This window comes from Cryobacterium sp. Y50, assembly GCF_002929805.1.
GTDB lineage: Bacteria > Actinomycetota > Actinomycetes > Actinomycetales > Microbacteriaceae > Cryobacterium.
Genome location: NZ_PJJM01000097.1, coordinates 1 through 13,573, shown reverse-complemented (window position 1 = coordinate 13,573; position 13,573 = coordinate 1). Strand labels below are relative to the sequence as shown.

Below are 13,573 nucleotides of genomic sequence, written 5' to 3'. Positions count from 1 at the left end.
TTCGATTGATCAGTTGTTCGACAGATTATCGCCGCAGTGGAAGAAGCCGGTGGTCAGTGTGTCGATGGCGATTTTCGCGTTCGAACTCACGTTGCCAATCGCGTAAATGGCGAAGGTGAGCGGGGTACCGTCGGCGGCGTGAATGATGCCGGAGAGCGTGTATCCGGTATCGATCCAGCCGGTCTTGGCAAAGACTGCACCGTCGGCGGCGGAATTCGCACCGGCGAAACGGTCAGCGTAAGAGAGCGATCCGCGCGGTCCACCGGCGATCGGCAGGCCATCGAACAGTACGCCGAGGTTGCCCTCGCGGGCGTTGACCTTGATGAACAGGGCGGTCAGGTAGGCCGGCGATACGGCGTTGTGTGGGCTGAGGCCCGAGCCGTCCTTGATGATCATGCCGCTCGTGTCGATACCGTAGTCAGCGAGACCGCCGACGATGCCCTGCTGCAGTGCTGAGAAGGAGTTGCCGGAACCGTTTTCGATAGCCACGAGGCGGGCGAGCATCTCGGCAAGGGTATTGTCGCTCACGATCAGGGACTGTTGTATCAGGGTCGACACCGGCGCGGACTGCACTGCGCCCAGTTGGGCTGCACCGGACGGGGCGGTGGCCTGGCTGATCTCAAGGCCACCGCCGAGAGCGTCAGCGAAGGCTTGGCCGGCGCGGGCAATCGGGTCTTCGCTGCGGGCGGATGTGCTGCGGGTGGGGTCGTTCCGGTCACCGTCGACCATCAGCGCGGTAATTTCGGGCATGTAGCCGAGGCCAAGTTCGGTTCGGGCCCAGCCTTCGTCCCAGTCCGGGCCCGAGAAATAGGAGGAATCGAGCACGAGTGAGGTGATCGGCAAGTTGGCCGGGTCGGCAGCCCATGAAACCTTGGTCTGGGTGGCGAGGTCGTCGAGGTGGGCGGCGCCGGTGTAGAACGGTTCCTGGCCGGTCGGCAGCCGCGACAGGGTGAGGTCTCCCCCGCCAACGAGCACGACCTGGCCGGGTTCGGAGCCCTTGACGACGCGGGTCGTGGCCCGGTAGTCACTGCCGAGAACGTTGAGGGCGGCAGCCGAGGTGAGCACTTTCATGACGCTCGCCGTGCGCGAGGAGGTCGTGCCGCCCCGGTCGAACAGCACCTCGCCGGTGTTGGCGTTGATCACCTGCGCCTGAAAATCGGCGAGTCGTGTGTCGGCGGCGAGCCCGGACACCGAGCAGGTGCGCAGCCGGCTGGCCGCTATCGCCTCGGTGGGCACCGGCCGCGCCGGGTCGACGGTCGGCGTGGGACTCGGCGTCACTGTGGGTGTTTCGACACCGGATGCCGCCATCGGCTCATTCCCGCCGGTCTGCGTTCCAGCGAACACCGCTCCACTGCCGAGCAGCACGAAGACGAGGGTACCGGCGGCGATCAGCCAGGCGCGGCGGCGCTCGGCGAAGGCAGCAGCGATCCCGCCACGCGGGGCGTCAACCGCAGTGGACGCGGGTGTCTGCACTGGTTCTTCCACCTCCGTATGGTAACCGACCCGCCTCCATGCAGGCTATTCGCCCGGGTAGCGCAGCCCGATCTGGGCCCGAACCGCATCGAGCGTGGTCATCACAGCGACCGATTCCTCGGCCGGCATGACGTCGCTCGAAATTCTGCCGGCTCGAATCAGCGCCTCAACCTCGACCGCTTCGAATTGCATGCCGCGACCGGTGAACTCGGCCGGGGCGAAGGCCTCGAGCACCGTTCCCACGTTATCGAGCACGCGAAAACTGGTCGGCGCGTACCACACGCCAGCGGTGTCGATGCGCCCGTGCGTGCCGATGATCGAGGCCGAGGTTGGCCCAAGGGTGGCGCTCGCCGAAAATGTTGTGGCGATCTGGCCGCCGGCGTAGCGAAAGATCGTCGCGACCTGGGCATCCGCTCCGGTGGCTTTGAAGGACGCACTCGCCAGAATCGAGTCGGGCGGCCCGAACACGGCGTGCGCAAAGTTCACCGGATACACCCCGAGATCGAGCAGCGCGCCGCCGCCGAGCTCGAGCGAGTTCAGACGGTGCGCCGGGTCGTCGGGTAGGTCCTGGGTGTGGTCGGCGAGCAGGCTGCGCACTTCGCCGAGCGTGCCGGCGGCGAGAATCTCGCGAATGCGCACCATGTGCGGCAAGAACCTGGTCCACATGGCCTCCATGACGAGCAGATTTTTGCTCGCGGCCAGGTCGACCACCTGCCGGGCCTCGCGCGCATTTAGCGTGAACGACTTCTCGACCAGCACGTGCTTGCCGGCGTTCAACGCGAGGGCGGCGTGCTCGGCATGAAACGGATGCGGCGTCGACACGTAGATGACATCGACCTCAGCATCGTTCACCAGAGCTTCGTAGCTGGCGTGCGCCGTGCCAATACCAAACTCGGCCGCAAAGACCTGCGCTGAGGCCTGATTGCGCGACCCGACGGCCTGCACGGTGTGGCCGTTCTGCACCAGATCGCTCGTGAACGCGTGGGCGATGCCACCGGTGGCCAGGATTCCCCAGCGAATCGATTCCGTCATGCCTGTAGTTTATCTAGGGCCACCAACACGCACCGACGGCACAAAATATAGGTCAAACTAGACCAATGATCACCCTGCAGCAGGATGCCGATGGTTTCATCCGCATGAACCGGCACTTTCCCGACAACGCGCTTATCAGCATCAGCTTTACCGAGGGGGCAGCGGAGGAATTCACCGGCGCTCAGCTCAATGCCATCTTCGACGACGCTCTGGCTGAGTTTCGCGGGCAGAACCGTCTCGAAGGGGCCAAGGGCTTCTCCCGCGCGCCTGCGAAAACCGTGCAGACGACCAAGAACATCACCTTCGTCAAGGTGCACCCCGGCATGGCCCGCTGACCTCGCTCGCCCATACAGCAAACGGCCACGCTAACGACCGCGCGGCTCAAGTCCGCGCAGCAAACCGCAGCGCTACCAGCGGATTCCAGCGAACCAGATCGCTCAGACCGTCGACGGTGCCAGCGCGGTGAGCGCCGCAAGCCGATCGACCCCGATCGGTTCGTCGGCCAGCAGCGGCACGATCGCGACCCGGTCGGCGCGGGCGAACACCTTGTCGATCTGGGCAGCTTCGCTGGCCGCGCGCGCTTGCAGAAATGGCGTCTCGGGGTGCGCTGCGGCGATGGAATTGTTAACGACCCAACCCCACGGCTGAATTCCGGCGCGCTGAAGGTCTTGCTGCAGCCCCTCGGCCTCAAGCACGGGCGTCGTCTCGGCGAGCGTGACCAGTAACACCTTGGTCAGGGCTGAATCCTGCAAGCGCATCAGCGGTGTCACGAATGCCATGCTCTCCCCCATTTGGCGCGCGATTTCGCGATGGTACGCCCCGGTGGCATCCAGCAATAACAGGGTGTGGCCGGTCGGAGCGGTGTCGACGACGACAAATTCGTGCCGTGATTCGTGCACGGCCTGGGAGAACTGCCGAAACACCGCCACCTCGTCGGTGCACGGCGAGAGTAGGTCTTCGGCCAGGGCCGCCCGACCATCATCGTCGAGATTCTTGCCCTTGGTGGCCATTACATGATCGCGATACTCGCGAATCGCCTCGGCCGGGTCGATGCGCGAGACGCGCAGCCTCGGCAGGCTCCCGTGCAGGGTCTCGACCAGGTGAGCTGCCGGGTCCGTCGTCGTGAGGTGCACGGCGTGGCCGCGCTCGGCGAGAGCCACGGCCAGAGCCGAGGCGATCGTGGTCTTGCCGACGCCGCCCTTGCCCATGCAGAGAATCAGGCCGTGCCCGGTCTGCTCCAGCTCGTCGACGAACTGGCCCAGCGGGGCGTCCGGAACGTCGACCACAGTGTGCGATTGCGCGGGGCCGTCGCTGTCGCCGCCGCCGCCACGAAACAGGGTGCGCAGCGCGTCGACGCCCATCATGTTGCCGGCCTTGAGCTCTAGAATGTCCCGCGGCAGGGCTGCCAGGGCCGCCGGAATACCGTTCAGCGCCGCTGATTCGCGGTTGCGCACTGCGACGGCAATCGGCTCGACGCCCGCGCCCACCGGCAGTACTCCATTAATAACGACGTAGCCGCCGCGAATTCCAATCTGCGCCAGCTCACCCTGCGTACGCTCGATCTCCGTCAAAGCGGATGCCTGCGCGCGAGCCACGAGCACCAGTCGCGTTCGCTCAGGGTCGGCCAGGGCAGCGACCGCGGCGGCGTACACCGCCTTGTGCTTCTCAAGCCCGGAAAGCGGCCCGAGGCAGGACGGATCGCCCTTGCCCGCGTCGAGAAACTCGGTCCAGGAACCGGGCAGCTGCAGCAGCCGGATGGTGTGGCCGGTCGGCGCCGTGTCGAACACGATATGGTCGTAGGTGGCGAGCAGGCTCTCATCGGTGAGCAGGTTCGTGAACTCGTCGAACGAGGCGACCTCGGTCGTGCACGATCCGGACAGGCCCTCGGCGATGCTCGCGATCTCACGTTCCGGCAGGAGCCCCCGAACCGGGGCGATAATGCGTTCGCGGTAGGCATCCGCTGCCTGCTCCGGATCGATTTCGAGCGCGCTCAGGCCGGTAATTGCGCCAATACGAGTGACTGTGTTGCCGATCGCGAGCCCGAACACCTGCCCGATATTGGAGGCAGGGTCGGTGCTCACAAGCAGCACCCGGCGACCCCGTTCGGCCAGCTCGATCGCGGAAGCACCCGCAACGGATGTCTTTCCTACACCGCCTTTACCGGTGAAAAAGAGAAACCGTGGCGGGTTTTCCAAAAATTTCATGGTGTCAGCAGCAGCCGGTGGCGCCGCCGCAGCATCCGCTTGCAGATTTCTCGGTCAGACCGAGCTGGGGGCGATCAGCCAGACCGGCGAAGGCGAGCAGCTGAGATTTCGATGGGTAGGCGCCGGTCGCCACGGTGACGCCGTCGACGACGGTGAGCGGCAGGCCGGTGGATCCGACGAGGTGCATGAAGGCGCGCACGGTCTCATCCGTGGCGAAGGCGAGGGGATCGGTCGCCAGGTTATGGCGCTGAATGTCGGCGCCGAGGTTCTGCAGGCTGCGCACGGTGGCGGTCACCTCGAACAGAGACTGATCGACGTCGACACCACAGACCCCGGTGTCGCAGCACAATGCGGGTTCGTAGATTCGGATGGCAGTCATGTCGATCTCCCTAGTAACGTCAGCAGCTATATCGATAAGTATCAATGTAGCAGTAGGCTGGTGCCGCCACCTAGCGGGAAGGAACAACTTATGAACGACAAGTCCAAGATCACCGAGCGAGTGCGGGAGCGCTACGCCGCAGCCGCACTGCAACTGACGGATGTATCTACCACCGCGTCGTGCTGCGTGCCCACTGACCTGGGCAACGGCGACGTTTTTGGATCAACCCTGTATACCGATGGCGAAAGTTCAAGGATTCCCGAGGAAGCCTTTTTGGCCAGCCTGGGTTGCGGCAATCCAACCGCGGTCGCCGACCTCCGCAGCGGTGAGACCGTGCTCGACCTCGGCTCCGGCGGCGGCATCGACGTACTGCTCTCCGCGCGTCGCGTCGGCCCGACCGGCTTTGCCTACGGGCTCGACATGACCGATGAGATGCTCGCGCTCGCCCGCGCCAACGCCGCCAAAGCCAAGGCCACCAACGTGGAGTTCATCAAGGGTCAGATCGAGACCATCCCCTTGGCTGATGACACCATCGACGTCATCATCTCGAACTGCGTCATCAACCTGTCGGCTGACAAAAACGCCGTCATCGCCGAAATGTTCCGAGTATTAAAGCCTGGCGGACGCCTCGGCATCTCCGACGTCGTCGCCGAAAACCACCTGAGCCAACACGACCGCATCCGTCGCGGCAGCTACACCGGCTGCATCGCCGGAGCACTGTCGCACCAGGAGTACCTCGACGCCCTGCACAAAGCCGGCTGCGCTGACCCGAGCGTGCAGTACACCCACGAGGTCGCCCCCGAAATGCACGGGGCCATTGTGAAGGCGGTCAAACCCACCGTGTAGCCACTATTGGGTGCGCAGCGGCTTTAGAAACTCGTCGGCCATTCCCAGCTGGTCCTGCAGTTTTTGCCGATGCTCCACCGCCTGGGCGATGAAGGTGTTGAGCTCGGCGCGCACCTCAGCATCGTGCGAACCGGTCAGACTGCCTTGCATCGTGTCGATCACCTTCAGCAGCGCTATCATCTCGTCGAGCGTAAAACCGAGCGGTTTCATACGGCGAATCAGCATCAGCCGGGTGAAGTCGTCGGGCGAGTAGAGCCGAAAACCACCATCGGTGCGAGCGGACGCCTTCAGCAGGCCGACCTCGTCGTAGTGCCGGATCGTACGTAGCGACAGCCCGGTCTTCTCGGCGAGCTCGCCAATATGCATCGTAACCACTGACCCGGTCGTTGGCGCGCCTGATATCACCGGAAGACCTCTTTCCCTGCAGTCACAACCAACCCTTACGTTAAGGTAGTGTTGCAGAAGTCGGCTGACATTCATCTGTGAGCCCACTCTCCCACTATTGTCCTTGATGGCCTCGTGCTCGATGACCGGTGGAGGTGCGCACCGCGGCGCCCACCCAACTCTTCTGTATCCACTTCGGCCGCACCCCCGGCCCAGCTTCTGGAGGCCTCATGGCCATCGTTTCCAAGCCCATCACCGCGAACCGCTACCGTGCGGAGCCTTCGGTTCTGACCGCGCTACGCACGCCCCGCCTGCTCACCCGCGAAGTTCTCGCCGGCCTCGTGGTGGCCATGGCGCTCATCCCCGAGGCGATCGCCTTCTCGATCATCGCCGGCGTCGACCCGCGCGTCGGCCTGTTCTCCTCGTTCGTGATGGCCGTCACCATCGCCTTCTTCGATGGCCGCCCCGCCATGATAACCGCCGCCACCGGCGCCATTGCCCTCGTCATCGTCCTCACCCACAACCTCGCCATCGGCGTCGTCGTCGGTGTCATCGTCGGTGTCATCGTCGGTGTCATCGTCATCGACCTGTCGGCTTCGCACATCTGGGACGCCTCCACCGTTGCCACTCTCGACGCGATCACCTACAAATATGAGCGGCACGACAAGTACGTCGTCATCGAGGGCCTCAACGAGGCCAGCACCGAACTGCACAGCCGCCTGGCCGGAAACCTCGGCGGCGGCCACTAGCGCCCGCCCACACAGTAAGCGGCGCGCGCAAGTCGGCAGAAGGCCCAGTCACTCGAGGCAGGAATTTCAGAGTCAGACATCACAGGCCCCCGGCGGGGCTCCTCAGACTTGAAGTGACGGTTTTTCTGCACCCAGGCACGCGCAACAACGCGCGCACACCTTCTCCCAGGTGGTCAATATGTTCAGGCTAAGCGCAATTCCTCCCGCCAATCCGGCAGGCCAAGGCTAAACCCATAGATATTCATCTATGGACATGGTCAAGTCGACTATTGTTTACCCTGTGTTCATATAGACAGACTTCTATGAGTCAAGTCGGCCGTCGGCTGACATTCACAGTTCACGTTCGGCGTACCAAGCCGATAAGGAAAGGACCACGAAAGTGTCCCTGCTTTCATTCAAGACCGCCAGCATCAGCGCGAGCGTCCTTGCAGCAGCACTACTCTTAACCGCCTGTGGCGGCCAGGCCACCAACACGAGCTCCGACCCGGCCGACGGACTGTCCGGTTCGGTCACCATCGACGGCTCATCTACTGTCGCCCCGCTCAGCGAGGCAGCAGCCGACATGTACCGCGACGTCGAGGCCGGCGTCAACGTCACCGTCGCGACGTCCGGCACCGGTGGCGGTTTCAAGGCATTCTGTGCCGGCGAAACCGACATCTCCGACGCTTCACGCCCGATCAAGGACGACGAAGCCGCGGATTGCGAGGCCAATGGCATCAAATACACCGAGATCGTCATCGCCAATGACGGTCTCTCCGTCGTAGTGAATCCCGAGAACGACTGGGCTTCCTGCCTCACCGTTGAGCAACTGAACACCATCTGGGCTCCGGAATCCGAAGGAACGGTCACCAACTGGAACCAGGTTGACGCCTCGTTCCCCGACGAGCCGCTCGTGCTCTTCGGCGCCGGTACTGACTCAGGCACCTTCGACTACTTCACCGATGCCATCAATGGCGACGAAGGTGCCATCCGCGCCGACTACAGCCCCTCCGAGGATGACAACATCACAATCCAGGGCGTGCAGGGCGACAAGGGTGCCATGGGCTTCTTCGGCTTGAGCTATGTCGAAGAGAACCCAGACGCAATCACGGCACTCGAGATTGACGGCGGCCAAGGCTGCATCTATCCGACGAAGGAGACCGTGCAAGACAGCTCGTATCAGCCGCTCGGGCGTGGGCTGTTCCTGTACGTCAACGACGCGAATTACGCCGACAAGGCGCAACTGCGCTCGTTCGTCGACTTCTACCTCGAGAACTCAGATGCCGTCGCCGAGGCCGCGCTATACATCCCTCTCACCGCTGACCAGAAGAGCACCGCAACAACGGAACTCGCCACCCTCGTCGGCTAGTCACACCCGCACACTGATTCAAGAAGGAGATTGTGCGTTCATGAGCACACTCACCCCCGTCGGCGGTTCGGCTCTTCTGCCGGGCCGCCCCGCGGTGTCCCTGCGGTCGAACCGCCCACGCCACGGCGAAACGTTCGTACGCTTCCTCCTGCGCGTCGCCGCCATATTGACCATTGTCATCACCGGCGGCATCCTGATCGCGCTGCTGGTTCCCTCTATCGAATTCTTCCGCACCGTCTCGGTATTTGACTTTCTCTTCGGCGATCGCTGGGCTCCCCGCTTCGCTGACGCCTCGTTCGGCGTATTGCCCCTCGTCACCGCCACGGCCTGGACCTCCGGCATAGCCCTGCTGGTCGCCATCCCACTCGGGCTGGGCGCCGCAGTGTTCCTGTCCGAGTACGCCAAACCGGGCCTGCGCAAAGTACTCAAGCCCGTCCTGGAAATCCTGGCCGGCATCCCCACCGTCGTGTTCGGACTCTTCGCCCTGCAGTTCGTGCAGGCCACCGTCTTTCGTGGCTTGTTTGATCTCGACACGGGCGCCTTCAGCGTTCTCGCCGCCGGTCTCGTTATGGGCGTCATGATCGTGCCGACGATCGCATCAATCAGCGAAGACGCCATGTCCGCCGTGCCCCTGAGCATGCGCCAGGGATCGGCAGCGCTCGGCGCGAACCGCATGCAAACCACCGTGCGCGTCGTCTTTCCCGCCGCCCTGTCCGGCATCATCGCCGCGATCGTGCTCGGCGTCTCCCGCGCCGTGGGAGAGACGATGATCGTTGCCATTGCCGCCGGCGGGCAGGCCCGCATCGTGACGGGTCCCCTCGAGCAGGGTCAAACCATGACCGGATTCATCGCCAACGCCGCACTCGGGGATTCCCGAGTGGGATCTCTTGAATACGACACCCTCTTCGCCGTTGGCCTGCTCTTGTTCCTCGTCACCCTGCTGTTCAACTTCATCAGCATCCGCTTCGTGCGTCGTTTCCGGGAGATCTACTGATGACATTCCTCACCACCGGCCTCGGCGCCCATATCCGCAGCGCCAGCATCCACGGAAAGGTTCGCGGCGGCGAGCACAGCGCCCGTTCCGTACTCTTCCTCATCGCACTGTGGCTCTGCCTGTTCGTCGCATTCGGCGTGCTTCTGACCCTCATCATCACCACCCTCATCGACGGGTTCTCCCGCCTCGACTCCCGCCTCGTCACCGAGTACCCCGCATCGGCTCCGGAACGGGCCGGCCTTCGCCCAGCGATCCTCGGCTCCATCTGGGTGATCGGAGCCACGGCCTTGTTGACCATCCCACTCGGCGTGGCCGCAGCCGTACACCTGGAAGAATTCGCCGATCGCAAGAAATGGTTCAACCGCGCGATCGAACTCAACGTGCAGAACCTGGCCGCCGTCCCCTCGATCGTCTACGGGCTGCTCGCCCTCGGCTTTCTTGCCCTGCTGGGCGTACAAAACAAGAACATCGTCATCGGCGGCGCCCTCGCCCTCGGCCTGCTCGTCCTGCCCGTGATCATCATCTCCACTAGAGAAGCGCTGCGAGGCGTTCCCCTCGAAATTCGGCAAGGCTCTCTCGCCCTCGGGGCGACACCGCTGCAGACCGTCTGGCGACAAACCCTGCCAGCATCGGTACCCGGCATCGCCACGGGCGCCATTTTGGGCTTATCCCGGGCCCTCGGCGAAGCCGCCCCGTTACTCGTGCTGGGGGCTTTGGTCTTTGTTAGCTTCGACCCGAACGGGCTGCTCAGCGGGTACACCACCATGCCGATTCAAATTTTCAACTGGACGTCACGGCCGCAGGCCGAGTTCCACGAGCTCGCCTCCGCAGGAAGTATCTTGCTGCTGCTGATTCTGCTCGCCATGAACGGACTCGCCATCTTCATTCGCAACCGCTACCAGCAGCGCTGGTAGACAGACAGGACCAGCCATGCCGACCAAAACACGCGCCGCAAGCTACACCACCGGCAGCGACCAGAAACCCACCATCCACTTTCCCGCCGAGCACGCCGAACGCAGCGCCGCGCTGCCCACGGTGCCCAACGCGATCATCGAATGCAAAGACGTCAACGTGTATTACAACGCCTTTCGTGCGGTCACGGGCGTTGACCTTTCTTTTGGCTCGAAGGAAATCACGGCACTCATCGGCCCGTCAGGTTGCGGCAAGTCGACGCTGCTCCGCTCGCTGAACCGCATGAACGATCTCATCGACGGCGCCCGTGTAGAAGGTTCTGTCACCTTTCAAGGTGAAGACATCTACCACAAGGAAGTCGACGCCATCGAGGTGCGGCGCCGCATCGGGATGGTCTTTCAAAAGCCCAACCCGTTCCCCAAATCGATTTACGACAACATCGCCTACGGCCCTCGGGTCATCGGCCTGAAGGCATCCAACATGGACGATCTGGTCGAGGAAGCCCTCACCCGAGCCGCCCTCTGGCCCGAGGTCAAGGACAAGCTCAAACAATCTGCGTTTGGCCTCTCCGGCGGGCAGCAGCAGCGCCTCTGCATCGCCCGCACCATCGCCGTCAAACCAGACGTGATCCTGATGGACGAGCCCTGCTCCTCGCTCGACCCCATTGCCACGTCACGCATCGAAGACCTCATGTATGAGCTGCGCGAGGACTACACGATCATCATCGTCACCCACAACATGCAGCAGGCCGCGCGTGTGGCTGACCGTACCGCGTTCTTCACGGCCCTCGCCAGCGAGGAGACGGGCGACCGCACGGGGCTCCTGGTGGAATATGACCTCACCAAGAAGATCTTCGAGAGCCCGGCCGACCAGCGCACAGAAGACTATATCTCGGGTCGTTTCGGGTGAGTCTCGTCGTCGAGGCGCCGGTCTGGCCATTGCACGTGGTCGTCATCGACTCCCCCACTACGCTGCACCGTGGCAGCCCAGCGGAATTTCGCCGGCGTGGCATCTCGCTGAGCCGATCGGCCGACGGGTGCGAAGCCCTACGGATGCTGGCGCATGAACCAGAATCGGTCGTCGTGGCCCCGACCGACTTGACCGACATGCCCGTGCTCGATTTCATCGAGATTGTCGTTGCCCTCGCCCACGCGCCGGTGCTGATGGGCTTGACGGCGACCCTGCCGGACGGACTCGTCGTCGAGGGGCTCAGCCGCGGTGCGGCCGGTCTCGTCGCGCTTCCGCTCACACCGTCACGCCTCGCATCTGCTTTGGGACCGATGCGCCGCGGACACGACCACGCCCCCGACGTGGAGCTGACCTGTGGTGGGCTCGTACTGAGCGTGGCCGAACACCGCGTCCTCGTGCGTGGAGTCGAGGTGTACTTCTCGCCGGAGGAATTCGACGTTGTGCAATACCTCATGCTCGGCTTTCCTAGGCTGGTGTCCCTCGATGAACTCGTGCGTCACTTCGCGGACGGCGACCCGGAGCACGCTATCCGCGTTCGAATCACCGTGTCGCGCATTCGTACGAAACTTGCTCTGGCATCGCCCGGCTTTCCGCCGATCATCGAGACAATTCGCGGGATCGGTTACCGAATCGCCGGCTGATTCGTCGGGCCCATATCCGCCAAGAGTGCGTGAACGCGCGCGCTGATCTCATCGCGCATGACCCGCACCTCAGCCAGCGACTTGTTGCCGGGATCTTCCAGAACCCAGTCCATGTACCGTCGTCCGGGGTAGATCGGGCAGGCATCGCCGCAGCCCATCGTGATGACGTAGTCGGCGGCCTGCACGACCTCTTCGGTCAATGGCTTCGGAAACTCGGTCGCCAGAGGAACGCCGATTTCATCGAGGGCTTCAACGACTACCGGGTGCACTGCGGCTGCCGGGGCCGATCCCGCCGTGCGCACGTGCACGGAGTCTCCCGCGAGTTGACGAAGAATGGCAGCAGCCATCTGCGATCGCCCAGCGTTCTGCACGCACACAAACAGCACCTCGGGTGTGCCGCGTAAAACCAGACCTCCGGCAGTCGCCAGCGCGCTGAGCCTGTCGGTGGCAAACTTGGCCGTCAGCGATGGCAGGAACCGCACGATATGGGCACGGTCCGCGAGCAGCGAATAGCTCTCGGTAACGTAGCGAGCCACGGTCTCTCGCGAGAACGTTGAGCTGAACCGGTAGGAGAGATCATCGACGATGCGAGAGATCACCGGAGGAACAGCACGCGCGTGGATGGGCGCGGTCACTTCGCTACGCTCCGTCTCGCCTGCTCCCGACGAAGCCAGCAGACGTCCGAACCGAACCCAGGCATCCGCTGTCAATTGATACTGGTCTCGAAGGTCTTTCGTTAGCAGGCCGGCCGTTGTCAAGTCGGTGAACGCCCTGTTGACCTCGGCGCCGGGCACGCTCAGGGCTTCGGCAAGCCAATTCGGTGAACGCTGGGACTCGGGTGTCGCGGCGATCAGGCTGAGCAGCCGGAGATTGACCGGATCGGTGAGCGCGCTGATTTGTTGCGCGCGGACGCGAGCCGATTCCGAGTCCAGGGGGCGGCCAATCGTGCGGGGAAACGTAGACACGTATTACCTCAGGAGATCGAGTATGGCGGACTTGCGACTGGCAGCAATGGAATGCCAGACCTGACGCCCGCGTTGGTCCCGCACGAGCAGACCGTCATCGACCATGATGCGCAGGTGATGGGTAATTGTCGGCTGGGTCATTCCCAGCGGTGTCGCGAGATCCCCCACGGTCACCTCACCCGATACTGCACCCGCGATCATGCTCAATAGCTGCAGGCGAGTGGGATCCGCCACCGCGCGCAGGGTGCGCGCCAACACTTCAGCGGCCGTTCGATCGAGTGGAGTGATCGGCTGCGCTGCGTCTGCGTCGTCGTGACGAGCGGATGAGGGCATGCAATCAGTCTATGGGCGTCCTGCGACCCGATTCTCAGCGAACTCACGACAGGGCCGCTGGCACGCAGCAAGCTTGAACGTCAAGACGATCCTGGGGAACCCTCTACTGAATGATTGCGCGTACGTCATCCTGGGCACCAAACAACAACACCGCGAAAAGCAGGAACACGGCGGCGCCCAGCCACCCGCTTATGCCTCCGAGTTCGGGTGCCAGAAATAACGCGCTCAGTCCCAGCAGGATCAGGGTCCCGGCCAGAACCGCGACTAAGCCTCGATCCACCGGTCCGCCTTGAGTGTGCGGAGTCGGTGAAATCTGAGTGGGAGTTTGGTTGCGGGCGTGGCGA

At 63.6% G+C, this 13,573-nt stretch carries 15 protein-coding genes and 1 pseudogene; 8 read left to right on the top strand and 8 right to left on the bottom strand.

Features of this window, described 5'->3' with window-relative positions; genetic code table 11:
- Nucleotides 1–9: 9 nt before the first annotated feature.
- Nucleotides 10–1,473, bottom strand: a complete 1,464-nt coding sequence (locus tag CXY73_RS13785) for a D-alanyl-D-alanine carboxypeptidase/D-alanyl-D-alanine-endopeptidase (protein ID WP_233198344.1) — start codon at nucleotides 1,471–1,473, stop codon at nucleotides 10–12.
- Nucleotides 1,474–1,518: 45 nt separating this feature from the next.
- Nucleotides 1,519–2,505, bottom strand: coding sequence for a Gfo/Idh/MocA family protein (locus CXY73_RS13780; protein ID WP_104178041.1), 987 nt, complete (start codon nucleotides 2,503–2,505; stop codon nucleotides 1,519–1,521).
- Between the two features lie 65 nt (nucleotides 2,506–2,570).
- Between CXY73_RS13780 and CXY73_RS13775 the strand changes: the two genes are divergently transcribed.
- A complete protein-coding gene (locus CXY73_RS13775) occupies nucleotides 2,571–2,840 on the top strand; it encodes a hypothetical protein (RefSeq protein WP_104178040.1) in 270 nt (89 codons plus the stop codon).
- A 102-nt stretch (nucleotides 2,841–2,942) separates the two neighbouring features.
- On the opposite strand, the gene arsA is transcribed toward CXY73_RS13775, so the two are convergent.
- Together arsA and arsD are read right to left on the bottom strand one after the other, a co-directional pair.
- On the bottom strand, nucleotides 2,943–4,709 hold the full coding sequence (gene arsA / locus CXY73_RS13770; protein ID WP_104178039.1) for an arsenical pump-driving ATPase: 1,767 nt from the start codon (nucleotides 4,707–4,709) through the stop codon (nucleotides 2,943–2,945).
- 4 nt (nucleotides 4,710–4,713) lie between these two features.
- Complete coding sequence (arsD, locus tag CXY73_RS13765) at nucleotides 4,714–5,088, bottom strand: arsenite efflux transporter metallochaperone ArsD (protein ID WP_104138048.1); 375 nt, start codon at nucleotides 5,086–5,088, stop codon at nucleotides 4,714–4,716.
- A gap of 90 nt (nucleotides 5,089–5,178) precedes the next feature.
- Between arsD and arsM the strand changes: the two genes are divergently transcribed.
- Complete coding sequence (gene arsM / locus CXY73_RS13760) at nucleotides 5,179–5,934, top strand: arsenite methyltransferase (RefSeq protein WP_104178038.1); 756 nt, start codon at nucleotides 5,179–5,181, stop codon at nucleotides 5,932–5,934.
- Nucleotides 5,935–5,937: 3 nt separating this feature from the next.
- Here the strand turns inward: arsM and CXY73_RS13755 are convergent, their stop codons facing one another.
- Nucleotides 5,938–6,300 (bottom strand): MerR family transcriptional regulator, encoded by a 363-nt coding sequence (locus CXY73_RS13755; RefSeq protein ID WP_104178037.1) that lies wholly within the window; start codon nucleotides 6,298–6,300, stop codon nucleotides 5,938–5,940.
- Between the two features lie 248 nt (nucleotides 6,301–6,548).
- Between CXY73_RS13755 and CXY73_RS13750 the strand changes: the two are divergent.
- From CXY73_RS13750 to CXY73_RS13725, 6 genes and pseudogenes are all read left to right on the top strand, one after another.
- Nucleotides 6,549–6,893 (top strand): annotated as a pseudogene (locus CXY73_RS13750) (SulP family inorganic anion transporter); the annotation flags it as partial.
- A 553-nt stretch (nucleotides 6,894–7,446) separates the two neighbouring features.
- Nucleotides 7,447–8,415, top strand: coding sequence for a PstS family phosphate ABC transporter substrate-binding protein (locus CXY73_RS13745; RefSeq protein WP_199185381.1), 969 nt, complete (start codon nucleotides 7,447–7,449; stop codon nucleotides 8,413–8,415).
- A 40-nt stretch (nucleotides 8,416–8,455) separates the two neighbouring features.
- Complete coding sequence (gene pstC / locus CXY73_RS13740) at nucleotides 8,456–9,409, top strand: phosphate ABC transporter permease subunit PstC (RefSeq protein ID WP_104138057.1); 954 nt, start codon at nucleotides 8,456–8,458, stop codon at nucleotides 9,407–9,409.
- Nucleotides 9,409–10,323: a phosphate ABC transporter permease PstA gene (gene pstA / locus CXY73_RS13735; RefSeq protein ID WP_104178036.1), complete on the top strand. Its 915-nt coding sequence runs from the start codon at nucleotides 9,409–9,411 to the stop codon at nucleotides 10,321–10,323. The genes pstC and pstA overlap by 1 nt, the downstream gene beginning before the upstream one ends.
- A 16-nt stretch (nucleotides 10,324–10,339) precedes the next feature.
- Nucleotides 10,340–11,230, top strand: coding sequence for a phosphate ABC transporter ATP-binding protein PstB (pstB, locus tag CXY73_RS13730; RefSeq protein WP_104138063.1), 891 nt, complete (start codon nucleotides 10,340–10,342; stop codon nucleotides 11,228–11,230).
- Nucleotides 11,227–11,931: a response regulator transcription factor gene (locus tag CXY73_RS13725; RefSeq protein WP_104178035.1), complete on the top strand. Its 705-nt coding sequence runs from the start codon at nucleotides 11,227–11,229 to the stop codon at nucleotides 11,929–11,931. Before pstB ends, CXY73_RS13725 begins: the two co-directional genes overlap by 4 nt.
- On the opposite strand, the gene CXY73_RS13720 is transcribed toward CXY73_RS13725, so the two are convergent.
- The 3 genes from CXY73_RS13720 to CXY73_RS22030 all read right to left on the bottom strand — a co-directional run.
- On the bottom strand, nucleotides 11,913–12,896 hold the full coding sequence (locus CXY73_RS13720) for an arsenate reductase ArsC (protein WP_369831245.1): 984 nt from the start codon (nucleotides 12,894–12,896) through the stop codon (nucleotides 11,913–11,915). The two genes, CXY73_RS13725 and CXY73_RS13720, sit on opposite strands and share 19 nt — an antisense overlap.
- A gap of 3 nt (nucleotides 12,897–12,899) precedes the next feature.
- Nucleotides 12,900–13,229, bottom strand: coding sequence for a helix-turn-helix transcriptional regulator (locus CXY73_RS13715; protein WP_104178034.1), 330 nt, complete (start codon nucleotides 13,227–13,229; stop codon nucleotides 12,900–12,902).
- Between the two features lie 103 nt (nucleotides 13,230–13,332).
- Nucleotides 13,333–13,573: hypothetical protein (locus CXY73_RS22030; protein WP_233198343.1), on the bottom strand; the 241-nt coding region annotated here is incomplete at its 5' end.